Annotated in this window: 11 protein-coding genes; 3 read left to right on the top strand and 8 right to left on the bottom strand. The window is 56.2% G+C overall.

The annotated features are described in order from the left end of the window. Positions 1-608: 608 nt before the first annotated feature. From NHH03_RS08590 to NHH03_RS08565, 6 genes are all read right to left on the bottom strand, one after another. Positions 609-2,390, bottom strand: a complete 1,782-nt coding sequence (locus NHH03_RS08590) for an endonuclease/exonuclease/phosphatase family protein (protein ID WP_253155360.1) — start codon at positions 2,388-2,390, stop codon at positions 609-611. A gap of 295 nt (positions 2,391-2,685) precedes the next feature. Then, positions 2,686-4,023 carry a DUF1552 domain-containing protein gene (locus tag NHH03_RS08585; RefSeq protein ID WP_253155359.1) on the bottom strand — a complete coding sequence of 446 codons (1,338 nt, stop codon included), beginning with the start codon at positions 4,021-4,023 and terminating at the stop codon, positions 2,686-2,688. A gap of 55 nt (positions 4,024-4,078) precedes the next feature. Then, the gene (locus tag NHH03_RS08580) at positions 4,079-7,129 is read right to left on the bottom strand and encodes a DUF1592 domain-containing protein (RefSeq protein WP_253155358.1); all 3,051 of its coding nucleotides are present in this window, start codon (positions 7,127-7,129) and stop codon (positions 4,079-4,081) included. A gap of 40 nt (positions 7,130-7,169) precedes the next feature. Continuing rightward, positions 7,170-8,447, bottom strand: a complete 1,278-nt coding sequence (locus NHH03_RS08575; RefSeq protein WP_253155357.1) for a M48 family metallopeptidase — start codon at positions 8,445-8,447, stop codon at positions 7,170-7,172. Then, positions 8,447-9,256 carry a TIGR00266 family protein gene (locus NHH03_RS08570; protein ID WP_253155356.1) on the bottom strand — a complete coding sequence of 270 codons (810 nt, stop codon included), beginning with the start codon at positions 9,254-9,256 and terminating at the stop codon, positions 8,447-8,449. Before NHH03_RS08570 ends, NHH03_RS08575 begins: the two co-directional genes overlap by 1 nt. Before the next feature lie 77 nt (positions 9,257-9,333). Continuing rightward, positions 9,334-9,570 carry a hypothetical protein gene (locus NHH03_RS08565; RefSeq protein WP_253155355.1) on the bottom strand — a complete coding sequence of 79 codons (237 nt, stop codon included), beginning with the start codon at positions 9,568-9,570 and terminating at the stop codon, positions 9,334-9,336. Between the two features lie 282 nt (positions 9,571-9,852). On the opposite strand from NHH03_RS08565, the gene NHH03_RS08560 reads away from it, so the two are divergent. The 3 genes from NHH03_RS08560 to NHH03_RS08550 all read left to right on the top strand — a co-directional run bounded on the left by NHH03_RS08560 (position 9,853) and on the right by NHH03_RS08550 (position 14,042). Further along, on the top strand, positions 9,853-10,767 hold the full coding sequence (locus tag NHH03_RS08560; RefSeq protein ID WP_253155354.1) for an ATP-binding response regulator: 915 nt from the start codon (positions 9,853-9,855) through the stop codon (positions 10,765-10,767). Between the two features lie 249 nt (positions 10,768-11,016). Next, positions 11,017-13,041: an agmatine deiminase family protein gene (locus tag NHH03_RS08555; RefSeq protein ID WP_253155353.1), complete on the top strand. Its 2,025-nt coding sequence runs from the start codon at positions 11,017-11,019 to the stop codon at positions 13,039-13,041. Positions 13,042-13,088: 47 nt separating this feature from the next. Beyond that, on the top strand, positions 13,089-14,042 hold the full coding sequence (locus NHH03_RS08550; RefSeq protein ID WP_253155352.1) for an alpha/beta hydrolase: 954 nt from the start codon (positions 13,089-13,091) through the stop codon (positions 14,040-14,042). 2 nt (positions 14,043-14,044) lie between these two features. Here NHH03_RS08550 and NHH03_RS08545 read toward each other — a convergent pair whose 3' ends face one another. Both NHH03_RS08545 and NHH03_RS08540 read right to left on the bottom strand, forming a co-directional pair. Next, positions 14,045-16,021, bottom strand: a complete 1,977-nt coding sequence (locus NHH03_RS08545; RefSeq protein ID WP_253155351.1) for an ABC transporter ATP-binding protein — start codon at positions 16,019-16,021, stop codon at positions 14,045-14,047. Positions 16,022-16,177: 156 nt separating this feature from the next. After that, positions 16,178-16,729, bottom strand: coding sequence for a SpoVG family protein (locus NHH03_RS08540; RefSeq protein WP_253155350.1), 552 nt, complete (start codon positions 16,727-16,729; stop codon positions 16,178-16,180). Between the last annotated feature and the right edge of the window lie 30 nt (positions 16,730-16,759).

Genomic DNA, 16,759 nt, shown 5'->3' with positions numbered 1-16,759 from the left:
TGCAAATTTCAGTAGGCCAGGTGCAACCTGGCGCTCCCCCAAAGCCACCGGCTTTTCCCAACCCGACCCGCTACGGGCTGTTGATCTCGTTATCCGGGCGCAAGTTGGTGTGGAGGATTTATCCGACCCGTTTTGTTCTTCGCAGGAAACCCCCACCCGGGTCGGATAAATCCTCCACACCAGCGCCGTTAACGTTGCACTTCCGCGTCTGGCATTCTCTTTTGGTAAGCGCGACTTGGTTCACTCGGTCGCGAACTCGACTGGTTGCGACAATTGAGTGATGACTGCGGGACAGATCCCATGGGCGCGTGATTGTCGTTCCCAACTGTGGCCATCATCAGATCGCCTTGCTACCAGTATGCCCCCCTGCAAATCTCAGTAGGCCAGGTGCAACCTGGCGCTCCCCCAAAGCCACCGGCTTTTCCCAACCCGACCCGCTACGGGCTGTTGATCTCGTTATCCGGGCGCAAGTTGGTGTGGAGGATTTATCCGACCCGTTTTGTTCTTCGCAGGAAACCCTCACCCGGGTCGGATAAATCCTCCACACCAGCGCCGCTAACGTTGCACTTCCGCGTCTGGCATTATCTTTTTGGTAAGCGCGACTTGGTTCATTCGGTCGTGAACTCGACTGGTTGCGACAATTGAGTTTGTCCCTCTTGGTCACGGATTTCCAAGGTCAGACTAGGTTTCTTGCCGGTCCAGTCGATGGTTGCCAAGCCGTAGTTGGGCTTGTGATAGGTCCGGGGGTTGGCTCGATGGGTATTTTCAGTCGGTGTGCCGCGAGGGTGGTTTTGATTCAAGCTGCTGGAGGTGAGTTCATACAGCGGCGGCATCTGATCCGTGGCAACCATCGACAGTTCCGACCAGTGCCGGTCACCACTTAACAACGCCACCAGCGAAGCCGAGGGGCCGCTGCGCGCCGATTGGACGAGGTCCAGTAGTCGCTGGCGTTCCAGTGGCAGATTGGCCCAGGTTTCTTGGCCTGCCGCACTGGGCAGACATTGAATGCCACTACCGATCAAGCGAATTTCAGCCGGTTGTTGAAGCTGCGTTTCAAACCAATTCCATTGAGCTTCGCCCAGCATCGTTTTGGTGGCATCCGCGTCGGGCAAATATGGCCCACCAAGACGCCGTTCGCCTTTCTTGAGCGGCGATCGAAAGTAACGCGTGTCCAACAGGATGACTTGGACCCGTCGTCCGACCGGCCCGAACACACGGCTGCTGTAGACACCCGGACCGGGCTTGAATCGCAACTGTTTGGCTTGGCTCCAAAAATCGACAAACTGTTGCTGTGCGCCGACTTTGAATTTGAAATCGGCACCACCGTCGTTGACACCATAGTCGTGGTCATCCCACACCGCCATCACGTCGATCGGTTTGATCAACTGCTGGAACTCAGGCATCGCAGCGAGTTCCTGGTACTTGCGATGCATTTCATCCGCATCTTCGGTGTTGGCGTAAATGTTGTCACCTAAGAACAGCAACAGATCCGCCTGTTCCCTCGCCATGGTGGCAAGGATCGGTGCCGGTTGATCTTGCTCGATGCACGATCCGAACAAAATTCGCGAGACAAGTTTCGCGCGATCCGAGGAATCCGAGAATGAAAGCGTGACATAGATCGGGCGGTGGTCCGATGCAACTTTCTCGTCCATCACAACCGTCGATTCGATGATGACCGGAGCATGATTGATTGATGTCATCACATAGTCAATTTGACGTTCGGGAACAGCGACGGGAATGGTCGGATGTGATGCTGCGTCACCACGTGACCAGGAGGACTGGAGTCGGCGAATTTCAGCGGTGGTGGACGTCGCATTCAGATCGCCCGCCAACAACAAGGGGTGATTTGCATCGATCTTTTTCGACAACTCGATGACAAATTCGGCGGATGCGATTCGTTGTTCAGGATTTGCACGATGATCCCAGTGAGTCGCCAGTAGAGTGAATGACTTATCCGGTCCGGCCAGTCGCGCCTGCAGTATGCCGCGCTGTTCGCCGCCGCCCAGGTTTGGAAGTGGATGGTTGACGGAGCTTAGGATTTCGTACTTCGATAGAATCGCATTTCCATATTCACCGCCTTGCAACGGCAGATTGCCACCAAAGACGTAATGCATTCCCAAGCGTTGGGCCAGCTGTTGGGCTTGGTCGACGCCGCCGGAGCGAGGCACGTTCCGGTCGACCTCTTGCAAGGCAACCACATCCGCACCGGAGCGTCGAATGACGTCGGCGATCCGATCGAGTGAAACGACGCCATCGATTCCTTCAGCGTGGTGAATGTTGTAGCAAAGCACCTTGGGCTGCAGATCATCCGCCCGCAAAATGCCATTGGATTTGCCAACACAGCAGGCCACGATCAAGCCGCAGAAACAGATTCGAAACAAGTTTTTCACCACGGTGTAAGCCTTTGAAGTTGGGTTGTCATCACAAACCCGATGGGTGGGTTTTGGAAGTGCGCGTTTACGTGGGGCATTGGTTTTGGTAACCCGAAGCGTGAGCGAGGGATCCCGTTAACACCCTAAATCCCTCGCTGACGCGTCGGGTTACCGTAAAAGCGCTGGCTTCAAAACGCGCCGGCGAGGAATTTGGAACCGGACGCTAGCGCGTGCCGGCTGATTCAATCGACAAGCCGTGACGCGTCGAGCTAGTGCAATCAATACTTTGCACCAAACGCAATTCGAAATCTGCTTAAACCCCGGCCAAGGGACGCGTGGCGTCACCGAAGGCATCGAGTGACAGTCCCATTCGTTGGGCCAATGTCAGGTAATAGCTGCACAATTTGCGCTGGTCGTCCGGACGGTCGGTGTAGTCCATGACGCGTCCGGTTTGCACGGTGTCGCCTAAACCGCCTAGCTGCAGCAACGGGATCTTTGTCGAATCGTGTTTGCTGCCGGACCACATGTTGTTGATGAACAACAAACAGGAATGATCCAACACGGACTGTTCGCCCTCTTTCATTTGGTCCAGCCGTGACGCCAGGTAGGCATACTGGCTGACGTAGTAGCGTGTCACCCGTTCAAAGTCATCTGTCAAATCTTTGTGGGATGCCGAATGGTGGGCGCTCCGCACGTCCAAGAATGGATAGAACAGCCCCGAGATATCGCGGCACATCAACAGCGTCGCAACGCGAGTCTTGTCGGTTTGAAAGGCGAGCGCGATGATGTCGCACATCAATTTCATGTGCTCGCGAATGTCCTCCGGCAACCCGCTGTCGGGACGGCTCATCCGTTTTGAAACGTTGCCTGCTTTGGCGCGGTCGGCCGCCTTGTCCTGTCTTGCGCGAACCCGTTCGATCCGTTTCTCGACCTCGCGCACACTGGACAGGTACTCTTCGATTTTCACTTTGTCGCCTGCGCTGACCCGTCGGCTAAGACTTTCGGCGTGTTCTTTGACTCGGTCCAACACGCTTTGGTTGCGACGACTGCCGCGGTTGTCCAACAGGCTGTCGAACGCCAGCGCCGGATAGACTTCCATCGGTACCGGCGAAGTCGCATTTTGCCAAGAGATATGCGAACTGTAAGCCATCGAGAAATTGGTTTCATGGTAACCGGTCGTCGGCTGTTCGCAGCCGAGCACCAGACTCGGTTGCACCGTCGCTTGACCGATACTGTTTGCCAACACTTGGTCGATGCTGATCCCACCGCGCAGTTCGGCACCTTTTTGCAGCGCTGCCCCGGAAAGAATATTGCCGGTTTGGCCGGGGTGGATGCCGACACCGACCGCGGATTCGTTGAACAGCCCCGAGATGAAGTTCAGTTTGGACTTCAGCGGGGCAAGCGGCTGCAGACTCTTTCCCAGCTCCATTTCTTCGCCCGCACCTTTGGCCCACCAGTGGTCCGCGTTGACACCGCAAGCCATGAACTGGACACCGAAGCGGAGCGGGATCTGTGGGGAATCGTCGACGACCGGCTCGGTTCCCCAAACCGGCATGGATTCCAGCCAGGGCAGACCAAGACTGGCGCCGACACCACGCAAAACGGTTCGTCGGCAGATTCGATTCGGGCGGCTGGGTGGGCGGGTAGACACAGATTTAATCTCGGCGGGCTGTGGTGGTGGCGGGACCCTATGATAACGTCGGCTCTCAATCTCGGACAAGATTTGCTGGGTGCCGACCCCGTTTACGTAGAAACTGCGGGCTATTGACCACGGTGTCGACCAAACTTCGGAATCGATAGTCGTCACGCTGGGCGTTCTGTTTCATTTCGTCCAACAGGCTTTGATCGGACAATTGCAATGATCGGCCTAAGGCATAGCTGAGTAATTTACGACTCAAATTTGCGATGAAGTCGGATTCTCGGTTTGCTCGCAGGTACTGTTTCAGACCACTGACACCGGTTCGTTGTTGGCCATCGGGGAACACCGCACTGGTGTCGACCGGACGGCCACCCAAATCCAGCTCGCGCAGTTCGCCGACCGGACCAAAGCCTTCGAATGCCAATCCGATCGCATCAAACCGATCATGGCATCCGGCACAACTCGCGTGGTCGCGGTGCCGAGCCAACGTTTCCCGCAGCGTTAAATCGCCTAACTGGGATTCGTCGCTGGGCAGTTCCGGAACATCGGGCGGCGGGGGTGGAATCCGTTCGCCCAACAATCGGCGCACGACCCAGTATCCGCGTTTGACGGGACTGGTTCGTAAACCCGGGGCGTTCTGGGTTTGGAACACCGCCATCGACAGCAGACCGCCGCGGCCGAATTCGTCAGCGTCAGTGACCGGCCACCACTCGGATTCGCCCGGCGGCGAATCCGGCATCCCATAGTGGCGTGCCAGCGGCGCGTTGACAAACGTCCGCTTGGCGTACAAACAGTCCAACACCGAACGATCCTGTTGAATCAAATCGACAAGGAAGCGAACCGGTTCTTCGAACATGGCCGATCGCAGGGAATCGTCAAAGCTGGGAAAACGGGTTCGATCGACGCTGTTGTGTTGTTTAAAGCGACGGAAATCCAACCAGTTCCCACCGAATTCGACCGCCAGCCCACGCGAGCGCGGATCACGCAGCATCCGTTCGGTTTGTCGCTTCAGTTCGTCCGGCTGTGACAGTTGCCCCGCCGTTGCCAGACGCATCAATTCCTGATCCGGCATACTGGACCACAGGAAATAACTCAGTCGACTCGCGAGTTCGACATCCGTCAGCGCTCGCGTCTGATCGCTATCGCTCAACAAATCGACGCGATAACAGAAATGGGGCGACATCAAAATCGCCAGCACACAATCCTCGATCGCTTCGTGGTGACTCAGCTGATCAACCTCTCGTAGCGATTGATAGAATTCGCGAATCTCGGCACGTTCGCTGTCATTTAACGGACGCCGGTAAGCACGCTGGGCGAACTCGATCACCGCATCAACCTGTACCGGTTGACTGCTTTCGCGTGTTCGTTCCACCCAGCGAATCTGTTGATTGATGTTGCTGAAATAGTCCGCGATCGCCTGCATCGCCACGCCGGTGCCGCCACTGCGTTCAGCTTTCGCCAAATAGACTTCGGCCAACCGTTGGATCATCGGCTCGGTCAGTGACGCTTCGTCTTCGGGGCGGGCAAAATCGAACTGAGGCTCGCGCATGAAACGTGAATCGGTCCGATCAAACCACAGGAAACCTTGATACTGACGCTGCGGCGCCGATGCGATGAAATCCAATTCTTGCCACAGTGCATCCAGTTCGCTGCGACCGGCTTCATCCAGGATCAGTTCCTGCAGTGGTTGGTCGTCACGGTAGTAGCCCATCATGCTGTGGAAACCCGCGCTTAACAGCCGACCTTTTTCCTGTTGGTCGCGCGACTTGCCTAGATAATCACGACCGCGCTCGGCAATGTAAAACGCATCCGGAAACACCGCACAAAACTGTTCGCAATCCAACCGATAGCGTTCCCAGTTTGTATCGTCAGTGGCATTGGCATCTTCACTGCGTTCGCGTTGCAGCGTCTCCCTTGCCGGTCGCTGACGATGATTGGCGTATTGATCGTTCTTCCACAGCACAAAGGCTTGTGTGCCTTTGTGAACTCCATCGATATTCAGATTTTTAAATTCTGGTTCAAAACGTTTTCGCTCTGTTACGATCCAGTCAGCGATCTGCTGTGACGACGTCCTCGCCGCCTGGTCATTGTTTTCGGCGGCCAACGGTTGCCAACGTGCTTGCAACTCGCCCAGTGGACCAGATCCGGTCGGACGGTGCAGTGCATCCCAAACCGTTGCCAAGTAGCGCCCGCTGATTGCGTATTGGTCCGCGACCGCTTTGATTTGTTCGTCCAAAACGACTGGCGGCGACTCGCTGGCGGAGCGTTGAGAGTGCAACGTCCAAGCCGCCATCAAATAGTCGGCGTAGTCGGTCGGCTGGCGGCGATAGAATTCGACGATGCGATTGACACAATACTTATCACGGTCGGTGTCGGTCATCACCGGATGGCTGGCGAATCGAATTCCGTCGGGCGTCAGCACCAGATGATCGACCACCGCACGCGCCGCTTCCAGATACTTGTTCATCAGCGCCGGTGACATCGTCAACGATTCGCCCGAGTTATCGAAACCGGCTTCGTTTGCCGGATCGATCGGAAAGGTCTGTGTCGGGCGGATGTCAGCACCGGTCAGATCACGAATCGTGTTGTCGTATTCGGCATTGCTCAGTCGCCTTGCGAGCACTGGCCCGGGATCACCGGAATTCTGCTGACCCTCCAGCGCCAAGAAATCACCAATCCATTCGACCAACTGGTCGCGTTGGTTTGCATCCAACTCCTCGGCATCCTCCGGCGGCATTTCGCCGGCTTTGATCCGGTCGAGCATCGTTTGCCAAATGACATGCGACTGGGCGACCGAATCCAGGTTGGGAAACACGGTCAAATCCAACCCGGCTTCCATCGCCGTCGCATCGTGGCAAACCGCACAGTGCGAGGTCACCAGCGGCGCGATCTGAGATTGATACTGTTGCTGCAGTTCGGCACGGCGCTGTGCCAGACTCTCAACCGGGGCACCTGCGACCTGTTCGGCCGGGGCCAAATTCGCGGGCCCATGCAAACATGCCAAAGCAACGGCTAGCAACAAAACAAAAGCGCGGGGGGCAGATCGCAAAACTTGGGTTCCAATGAAAACGAAGGATAAATCGGCATGCCCCATGCGACGAGCAAGTTTAACTGACATCGCCCGACTTTGTCGCCACGAAATGCATGACGCAAATCGTTCAAACCACCAATTCGGTGTCCAGATTGCGGTTCTTCCACAGATACAGAATCCGCTGCTCAATCGGGGGATGAATGCCATCGCTCTGACCAATCATCTCGGGCACGCGGAACAGATATTTACCGGGAGAGCTCAAGATCAATTGGACCAGGTTTTCGGCCTGCCGCTCGGTCAACCGAATGTCGTCGGGATCATCTAAGACCGATTCCCATTCCAGACGTTGGATCTGGTTGATCGCTTTGGCTTGCATTTCCAACCGTTCCTTCAGATCGTCCTCATCTTCGTCGTCGCTTTCCCAGATGTACTTTAGGAACCCGGTCAACGAAGTCTGTTGGTTGGCGCGACGTTTCTGTTCAATCTCACGGCCGATCGATTCATACAACTCCGGTTCAGCGGCATGCCCATAGGGCGTTCCTCGATCGATCGCGTCGCTGACATCTTGGGGCGACAACAGCGCGTTGCCGGAATGCTGGGCCAGCAATTCCAAATGGATCAACGTCCGAGTCTCGGCGTCCAAGCCGACTTTCAATAAACCTGAAATCGCTGCTTCAACGCCTTGGACCTGGGCCCCCAAATCGTCACACAAGTATTCGATCGTACGACCGTAGCGCATCATCGGCAGATTGCTGATCGTCCAGAATCCATAGCTAACCACTGACAGGACGACAAAGCCCAGAAAGCCGTTCAGATTGGTTGCCTGGACGGCAAAGATGCCGACCAATGCACCCAGCACCAATGTCAGGATTCGAAATCGATCTCCGGCCAGATTGAATCGGTAGTAGTGTCCCAGTTCGTGTCCCATGATGGACTGAACTTCTTCACCACGCAGCTTGTGCAGCACCTGGCGATTGAGATAGATGCCGTTTAGCCGACCGAACAGACTACCGAGTCGCAGAGCACCGGCGTTCAGTGATTTGTCGCTGGTCACATAGACCGGCAATCGTTCGTCGGGAAGTTTTAATCGCCGCAGGGTTTCGCTGTACAGCGATTGCAACTTGTGTTTGTCCAAGTCGCCGAAACGAGTCGATTCCTTGATGTCCTCGATCCGTTTTTTCTTTTGTCCCCACACCCTCAGCACGCTCATCAAGAACGGGCCCAAAATGACCATGCAAGCTGTCACAGACACGATCGGCGCCAGCACCACGTTGTCCCAGCGGATCAAATAGACCAGCGCTGCGATGGCCACCAGTCGGGTCGCGATCCACAACCAGGTGTAGCGATTCGCACGACGCAATTGATCCAGCAATTCTTCGCGATCAGGTACCTGGTGCGGGTTCATTAAAATGCCACATCGATCAGAGTCGTCAAAAATCCGCCGGTCGGTTTGCCGCGGGTTTGAAAAAAGAGATCACCGGGACCGGTGTAACGATTGACCAGGCCTTCGCCCGACATCAACGAATCTTTGATCGACTCGGTCGCTTTGACCAACTGATAGGTCACCGTGTCGGAAAACGCGATCATGAACCGATTGTCGACAAACAGCGTTTCATCGGCCTCAAGGTAACGATGCACGATGGCACCGTAGCTTTGACAGAACACGTGGCCTTGGCCGGTCGCATGCAACAAGAACAAACCTTTCTTGCTCATCAAACCCTTCAGCCCGCCGTACTTGATCCGAATGTTGGTCGCGCCGACGTTGGCCAAATACGAACCGCGGGTCAGGTAATAGCTGGACTGGGAACTCAAATCCAGGGTGACGATATCGCCATAGCTTTCAGGCGCCAGCACGACCGTTTGATCGTTCGATTTGGCGCGAAATTCGGCGGTGAAAAAGCTTTCGCCACCGAGCATGTTTTTGAAGCCGCTGAACCATGAATTTCGTCGACCGGGCCGCGGCGAGATTGCCGGCGACGCGTCGTCCGATGGCGTACTTGACGGCGGATTGTCAGCAGACGATTGAGCAGCGGTCGCAATCGAACGCTCGCCATCGTCGCAGGGCGCGGTGGGTTGGCGACCGACATAGGCGGACACGCCGATCCCGTTGCTCATCGTCAACATGCTGTTGGGCTGGGCCACCACAAATTCGTGCTGCGCGAGTGTGAACTCCAGCGTCGAAAAAACGGGTGCGTGGTTGACGCGAAATTCCATAGACAGATGGTCGAGCGGTCTGAACGCTCTTGTTTCAGAGGCTTCGACAAATCAGAAATCTCGGTCGCCGGCGGCGATCAATAATCTTCTTCGACGCCGGTCGCATACTTGTTGCGTAGAAGATAACCGACAAACGCGATGACACCCAGGATGCCCAGAAAGATGAACAGGGCGACCATCCGCGAGACGCCCAACAAATCCGAAATCCCGGTGATGCAAATGTCGTAAATCACGATCCGGATGAACCAACCAACAATTCGGCCGATCCCGCCGCCGCGTCGGCCGAGAACTAAATTTGTTTGGGGAAGACGCATTTTTCGATTGCCCGAGACGGTGGAGAAGGAAAAGAACGGAGACACCGGATCACTGACTCACCACGCGCCTATCAACCGGCCCAGACGTGTGGGGACACTTTGTATAGGACTTGCCATGGCGAATGTCAAGTTTTTAGGGCGTCGGATCGCTCGTTTGGTCAATCGAGAGACTACCGCGAAAACAAATGTCTGCCATCCCAGCGAGATTTGCTGATGGACTGGTGGTTACCCAGCCACCATAATCACAGGGTTCCTTCTCGCACCTTTGTCCCCCGGTTCGTTGTGCCTAATATTCTTGTTGTTGACGACAGTGCGACCCAGTCCTTCTTGATCTCCCGAATCTTGCAGGACCAGGGCAACACCGTCCTCAACGCAGCCAATGGAATCGAAGCGCTGCAGGTGCTACAGGACAACACGGTGGATTTAGTTGTCACGGACATGCAAATGCCGGAGATGAACGGCGTGCAATTGATCCGCAAAATGCGCTCGACCTGTCCACTGATTCCGGCGATCCTGGTCACCGCGTTTGGCAGCGAAGACTTGGCGGCCGAAGCACTGGGTACCGGCGCGGCCAACTACATTTCCAAAGAACACGCCGGCATCTTGTTGGCGGAAACCGTCCGCCGCGTGATTCGATTTGTCGACGCCAATGCCGAGTCATTGGATTTGAAAGGCGCGCTGACTCGTTCGAAATACGAATTCATCATCGACTGTGATATCGAGCGGATTGACCCGTTGGCCTGTTTGATGGTGCGGTTGATGGCAACGATGAACGTGCTTCATACCGGCGACCGCATTCGGATGGCCGAAGCCCTGCGGTACTTGCTGTTCCATTCGATCGTGCATTGTAATTTGGAAGAACCGGTCCATACCGCGCCAATGTCGACGGCCGACGCCCTGACATTGGTCAGTGCCAAACACCGGGACGAATCGGCACGTCAATTGACCGATCGGATCGTCACGCTGCGATTTGACGTCAACGATCGACGGGCCAAGTTCCGGGTCAGTCATGATGGTGCCGGAGATTCCATCCGCAAAGCACCTCTGCCCGGCACCCCACAAAGCTTTGCCGACGAACGCGGCCGCGGAATGTTGCTGCTGACCAGCGTGATGGACGAAGTCCGGATTGACCACAATAACGCCAGCGTGACTTTGGTGAAGTACCTGGCCGGGAGTGCTGCCCCCCACCCCGCATAGGACGTTTCAGCGTCTACGGTGGCTTGCCACAGTCGTCTCAACGTTGCGTCGAAATGCACCGGTATCGGCTTACCGGGAAATCGACCGCCCTTGGCTGCGATTCAGTCGAAAAAGTTGCCCGTCGCGATTTTCCTCAGCACCAACTGCCGCGGCGCGGGTTTAAGTCGAATAGGGATCGCCGTAGCTGACTCAAATGCGCCGGCCGGCCACCGAACGGCCCTTCTATTCACATCGCTTTCGATTGATCGCATGGCGCAGCAGCTGATTCAACGCTCTAACTATTTCTTGTTTTTTCTGGCCGTCGTGACAGTGCTCTCGGTGGCGGTGGCTGGCTACACCACCAAAGAACTTGGTAGCACCTCGCGTCGTTTGGACGAATTCCAACTTGCGTTGGGACAATCAAAAAAAGATCAAACCGAGTCTGCAAACAAACTTGGCGAAGCCGATCAATTTTTGATTTCAGCCATCAGGGAACTGGATCGGGCGCAAGAAGACTTCATCGGAAAAGCCGCGCGGCAATTGCCGCCGAGCAACGATTTTTCGGCGACCAAGCTGGACCTGAAAAAACGGTTGATGTCGTGGATTGAAAGCACCCGTGAACGCGCGGATTTGGTAGCCGAGAGAGCCTTGGCACACTATCGCTTGGGGCAATTGGCATCGCTAGAAGGAAATCAGATCGCCGCCAAACAGGCTTTGACCAAAGCAATCGCCTTGGCCGCCGAGGGCGGTGACCAGCGATTGGTCGGATCTGCCCGAAACACACTCGGTTGCTCGCTGGCACAATTGGGTGAAACCAAGCGAGCGCGCGATGAAATCCAAACCAGTGTCTCGCTGTTTCGCACCCTCCCCAGCCAACCCATCTCACTGGCACTTGCACTACGCAATGCCGGTACCCTGTCCACCGCGGCGAACGACCAGGGCAAAAATGCCCTGGTTGAATCCATCAAAATCCTTCGCGCCCTTCCCGACCAACCCAGCCTAACCGTGGCCACAGAAATTCTGGTTGACACCCAGATGGCATGGGGGCAACAGTTGTTTGAGAAGGGACGATATGATCAATCGGAATCCGTCTGCCAGTCGGCTCGCGATCTTCTCGCCGAGATTCTGCCACTGGCCGACAACCATAACTTGGGAAGCGACATCGCGCCGCGCAGCATTCGCTATCGCAGCGCCATCGCGATGATTGATCATGACTTGGCAATGACCCGCAAACACACCTGTGCCACGTGGCGGTGGAGCCCGCTAGTCGACCTGGTGACCGAGACCGTTGCTCTGCGGCCTGAACTGAAGACGCAAGCCGTCGCAGAATTCGCACCCCAAACGGGCATTGTGCTGCCCTGGGGAACTTACCAATGGACTCATGATCCGGTACTGCAAATCGCTCGGGCGACCCACGATCGCTGGCGCATTGAAGTTCTAGCGGACAATGACGACTCGTTGGACGACGCAATGACGGCATTTGCCGACGCAGAAATCCCAATCACGAATGTCCGGTTCGGCGTTCAACCCTTCGAGGTGCCATGGTTTCGCGACACCGGTCCGTTGGTGGCAGCCACGTCGCAGGGGACCACGGTTTGGTTTGATTCCCACCAATCGCGATTCGACAACTTTCAGCGACCCGTTAATGACGCACTCCCCAAACTAATCGCAACGCGCTGGGAATCCCAAGTCATCCCGACACCGCTGCACATCGAAGGCGGCACGCTGCTGTCCAACGGCCAAGGATTAACGATCGTTTCCAAGACCGTGATTGAGGACAATTTGCAGTATGGTTTTGAGCTGGAGGAAATAAAACAGGAACTGCAGCGAGTCACCGGTGCGTCACAACTATTGCCCGTGCCACCGTTGATCGGTGAGTTGACGGGCCATGTCGATCTGTTCATGACGTTCACCGACCCCGGCACGCTGGTGCTGAGCCAACCCGATCAGCCGGGCGATGACAATCGCAAAATGCTGGACCATCTGGCCGAGCAATTGGCAACCGTCCAGGTCAATGGCCAAGCGTTAAAGATCGTACGCATTCCAATGAGGGCGATCGAAAACGGGTTTGCCAACAGCTACACCAATGTCATCTTTGCCAACGGAGTCCTATTGGTTCCATCGTATAATGCGGCGGCAACCGAACAGGAAGTGAAAGCGACCTACGAACGATTGCTACCGGATTGGGAAATCAAGTTGATCGATTGCTCTTGGCTGGCCACCAAAGGCGGCGCGCTACACTGTCTGGGATCCAATCTGGGCCCCACACCACACGTTCCGTTGCGTTCTAATTGAGAGTTCTCTGAACTTTCTCTCGACACGCCTGTCAAACCAACAACACCATGCGCTATCTTGTAGTCTCGCTGTTCGCCGCAGTGATCTTACCGTCCTCGGTTGATGCCCAGTCCGACAAACCACGCAGCCGCCCGAACATTCCAAACCAAACGCTGCAGGACGATTTGACAGTGCTTCGCGACGTTGTCTTCGGCAACGGTGGTGGGCGTGACTTAACCATGCACATCGTGCAGCCCAAACCGATTTCCGACCGGCCGCTCCCTGCCTACGTTTGGATTCACGGCGGCGGCTGGCAGGGTGGGACCAAGGAAGGCGGGATCCGCAAGGTGGCTGCATTGGTCCGCAACGGTTTTGTCGGGGCCACGATCGAATATCGCCTGACCGATGAAGCTGCTTTTCCAGCACAGATCGAAGACTGCAAATGTGCAATTCGATACCTGCGGGCTCACGCGGCCAAGTACAACATCGATCCCGACCGGATCGCAGTCGGTGGCAGTTCGGCCGGTGGGCACTTGGCCGCCCTGGTCGGTACGTCCGCTGGCGTCAAGGAATTGGAAGGCAATGGCGGCTGGGCCGACCAATCGAGCCGTGTGCAGGCTGTGGTCGATTTATACGGCCCAACAGATTTCAAGCAGTTTGTGTCGACACCCGGCTACCAAGGTCATAACAAAGACGGATCACCGGAATCAAAACTGCTGGGTGGTGGTGAGGTTCTCTCCAACACCGAGGGCATCAAACGCGTGAATCCGATCACTTATATCGACAAAGATGATCCGCCGTTTCTGATCATTCACGGCGAGAGTGATCCGGTGGTTCCTGCGAATCAAAGCCAGTCGCTGCATGCGGCACTGGAGTCCGCCGGAGTGCGCAGTCAAATCCGTTTGATCCCGGGTGCCAAGCACGGCGGACGAGGGTTCGCGTCGCCCGAAATTCAGAAACTTCAAACCACGTTTCTGATGAACCTGGCCGCACCGCAGAGCGACACGGTTGAGCGGCAATGATCTCAGGCCGCCTTGGGCACTTCGGCCCCACACAGACTTTGATAGAACCGGTTGACTTTGATCAGGTCCTCGTGCACTCCACTGGCTGCAACTTGGCCTGATTCAACCACGATGATTCGATCGGCCATCGCCAAGGTGCTCGGCCGGTGTGTGATCATTAGACCGGTGCGACCGATCAGAAACTTTTCCAAAGCGCGATGAATGAGTTGCTCGCTTTCCAAATCGATTTGGCTGGTCGCTTCGTCCAAGATCAAGATTTCGGGATCACGCAGGAAGGCACGTGCCAACGCGATCCGCTGCATTTGGCCGCCGGACAATCGCATGCCACCGGTTCCCAACAGTGTCTGGTAACCGTTAGGCATCTTGCGACGAATGAAGTCATCGGCAAAGGCCAGCTTCGCGGCTCGGACCACCGCATGCGAATCCGCACCGGGACTGCCATAGCGAATGTTATTTTCAATCGTGTCGTCAAACAGGACGGTGCGCTGTGTCACGAGCGCCAGTCGTCGGCGTAGATCGCGAGTCCGCATTTCATTGATCGGTACATCGTCGATCAGGACTTGTCCTTGCTGGGGGTCGTCAAAACGACACAGCAGGCTGACCAACGTGCTCTTGCCGCAACCATTGGGGCCGACCACGGCAACGGTCTCGCCATGCGCAATTTCCATCTCAATGCCGCGCAAGACCTGGGGACCCGACGGATATTGATAGCCGACCTCTTTGAATCGGATCGTCGAATGGGGTCGGTCCGGCGAGCGGGGATCGGTGGGTTCTTCGACACGAATCGGCATGTCAACGATTTCCATCACACGGATCGAGGCGGCGATGCCGCGCTGTAGTCCGCTCCAAACGTCCGCCAGCTTTCTGGCCGGATCGGAGGCACCGATCAGGAATCCAAAGAACATGATCATCTGGCCGCGCTCGAGGGGGCCCTCGGACATTTTCAATCCGAACAGGTGCGTTTGCTGGTTCAGAACCATGTAACCACCGGCCAGAATCGCCAGCGCCACAGTGGTCATCCCCATCAATTCACTGGTGCCCCGCGCCAGCGTGTTGTAGAACGCCATCTTCATCGACTTGCGATAATAGGCGTACGTTGCACGCCGCAGGCGGGCGCGTTCGAACGCTTGTGTGTTGGACGCTTTGACCACTCGAATCCCAGCAAAGGAATCGTTCAGCATCCCATACAGTTGGCTCATCTCTTCCATCGCACGGCGACTGGCGCGGCGAATTGCACGGCTGAGCCACTGCATCACCACGGCCAAGAGCGGCGAGACGACCATCACCAGCAACAGCAGACGCGGACAGACACAAGCCGCACCGATCAAGCAGGCGATCAGTTTCAACGGTTCTCGAATCATCCGTCCCAGCAGCGTGGAAACGCCGGCGGTGACCAGTGCCACATCGTTGGTCAGGCGGGCGGTCAGATCGGAGGACCCGTTTTCGCCAAAGGCGTCCATGTCCAAACGCAGGGCTTTGCGAAAAAAGATTTGTTGCAAATCGATCGCGGTCCGCCCGGCGATGTATTGCACCCACATCATGTTGGCCGTCAGCGCCAAGAGTTTGATCGCGGTGCCCCCCACCAAAAAGCCTAAAATCAGCAGCAGCGTGCCAAACGGAGTCGTCGGGCAATAGGCATCCACCCAAGGCTGGGCGCGCTGGTACGAGGCCGCTTTCTTGGCATGAAAACTCAGTTGGTCTCCGAGTGCCGAGATCGCCAATGGATTGGCATCGGGATCAGCGCCGGCGGCGTCAATTTGCGACTGCAACTCTACGACCGCAGCATTGGATTCCACAATCTGCTGATCAACGTATTCCGGCAGCGAATCGCCGGCAAAGACGACTTCGACCAATGGAAACAGTGCACTGATATTGGCGCTCCATAGCAATGCGATCCCTAGCGACGTGACCAGGATACCGGTCAGCGCCCACCAGCGACGGCACGCCAATTTCAGTACGCGAGTAAAAGGTGTATTCACGGGGCCGTCCTTGGTCACCGCAGTGGGTCGTGCTGTCAAATGGGTCGATGAACCGGCGTCACAGTTGCTCTGGCTGTCCATTTTCCCCTCGGGAATTAGTCTTTTAGCGAACCCCAAACCCTGCGACCAGTCCGTTCTGGTGAATCGCAACGGCCGCTAAAAGATGCCGGAACCAAATTCGTCGTCACTGTTTCCGGCCGGTTCTGGCTGTGTCACCCCGGTCGGTCGGCGTTTTGGCGGCGCCGGCGAGGGGTGCGGACGATCGATCAGGGCGGCATCGATGTTTTCACCCGCGTCTGAAAAATCGTCGTCATAACGGGAACGGTATCCCGGTTGCTGGCAACGGCTTAATTCCGCTTCGAATTCTTCGATCACCGCATCCTGAATCATCTCTCGGCATTCGCTGTTGATCGGATGAGCCACATCGGCATAAAGCTTCTGAGGGGAATCGAGCGATCCGTCGCTATCAAATGACAGCTTGTTCCCGCAATGATTGCAAAAACCGGCGCGCAAATGATTTTTGTGATGACAACGGTTGCAGTGGCCAGTTAGTTTGCGGCTGGGCATGGCTACAAACGGACCGTTGGTGCCGTCGATGATTTTCAAATCGCGAATCACAAAACAACCATCGATTGTGATCGAGCAAAAGGCTCGCAACCGATCCTCCGACGACTCCATTAACTTGATTCGAATCTCCGTGATTTCCACGATCTGAACTCCCTCACTGGTGACTGCGTT

The organism is Stieleria tagensis (assembly GCF_024129865.1).
Taxonomy (GTDB): domain Bacteria; phylum Planctomycetota; class Planctomycetia; order Pirellulales; family Pirellulaceae; genus Stieleria; species Stieleria tagensis.
This window is presented reverse-complemented; position numbering and strand designations above follow the sequence as displayed.

What these genes read in the sequence shown, in the direction of transcription:
- NHH03_RS08580 (WP_253155358.1), bottom strand. Translation starts at nt 7,129, where the DNA reads ATGTCAGTTAAACTTGCTCGTCGCATGGGGCATGCCGATTTATCCTTC.
- NHH03_RS08550 (WP_253155352.1), top strand. Translation starts at nt 13,089, where the DNA reads ATGCGCTATCTTGTAGTCTCGCTGTTCGCCGCAGTGATCTTACCGTCC.
- NHH03_RS08575 (WP_253155357.1), bottom strand. Translation starts at nt 8,447, where the DNA reads ATGAACCCGCACCAGGTACCTGATCGCGAAGAATTGCTGGATCAATTG.
- NHH03_RS08555 (WP_253155353.1), top strand. Translation starts at nt 11,017, where the DNA reads ATGGCGCAGCAGCTGATTCAACGCTCTAACTATTTCTTGTTTTTTCTG.
- NHH03_RS08570 (WP_253155356.1), bottom strand. Translation starts at nt 9,256, where the DNA reads ATGGAATTTCGCGTCAACCACGCACCCGTTTTTTCGACGCTGGAGTTC.
- NHH03_RS08565 (WP_253155355.1), bottom strand. Translation starts at nt 9,570, where the DNA reads ATGCGTCTTCCCCAAACAAATTTAGTTCTCGGCCGACGCGGCGGCGGG.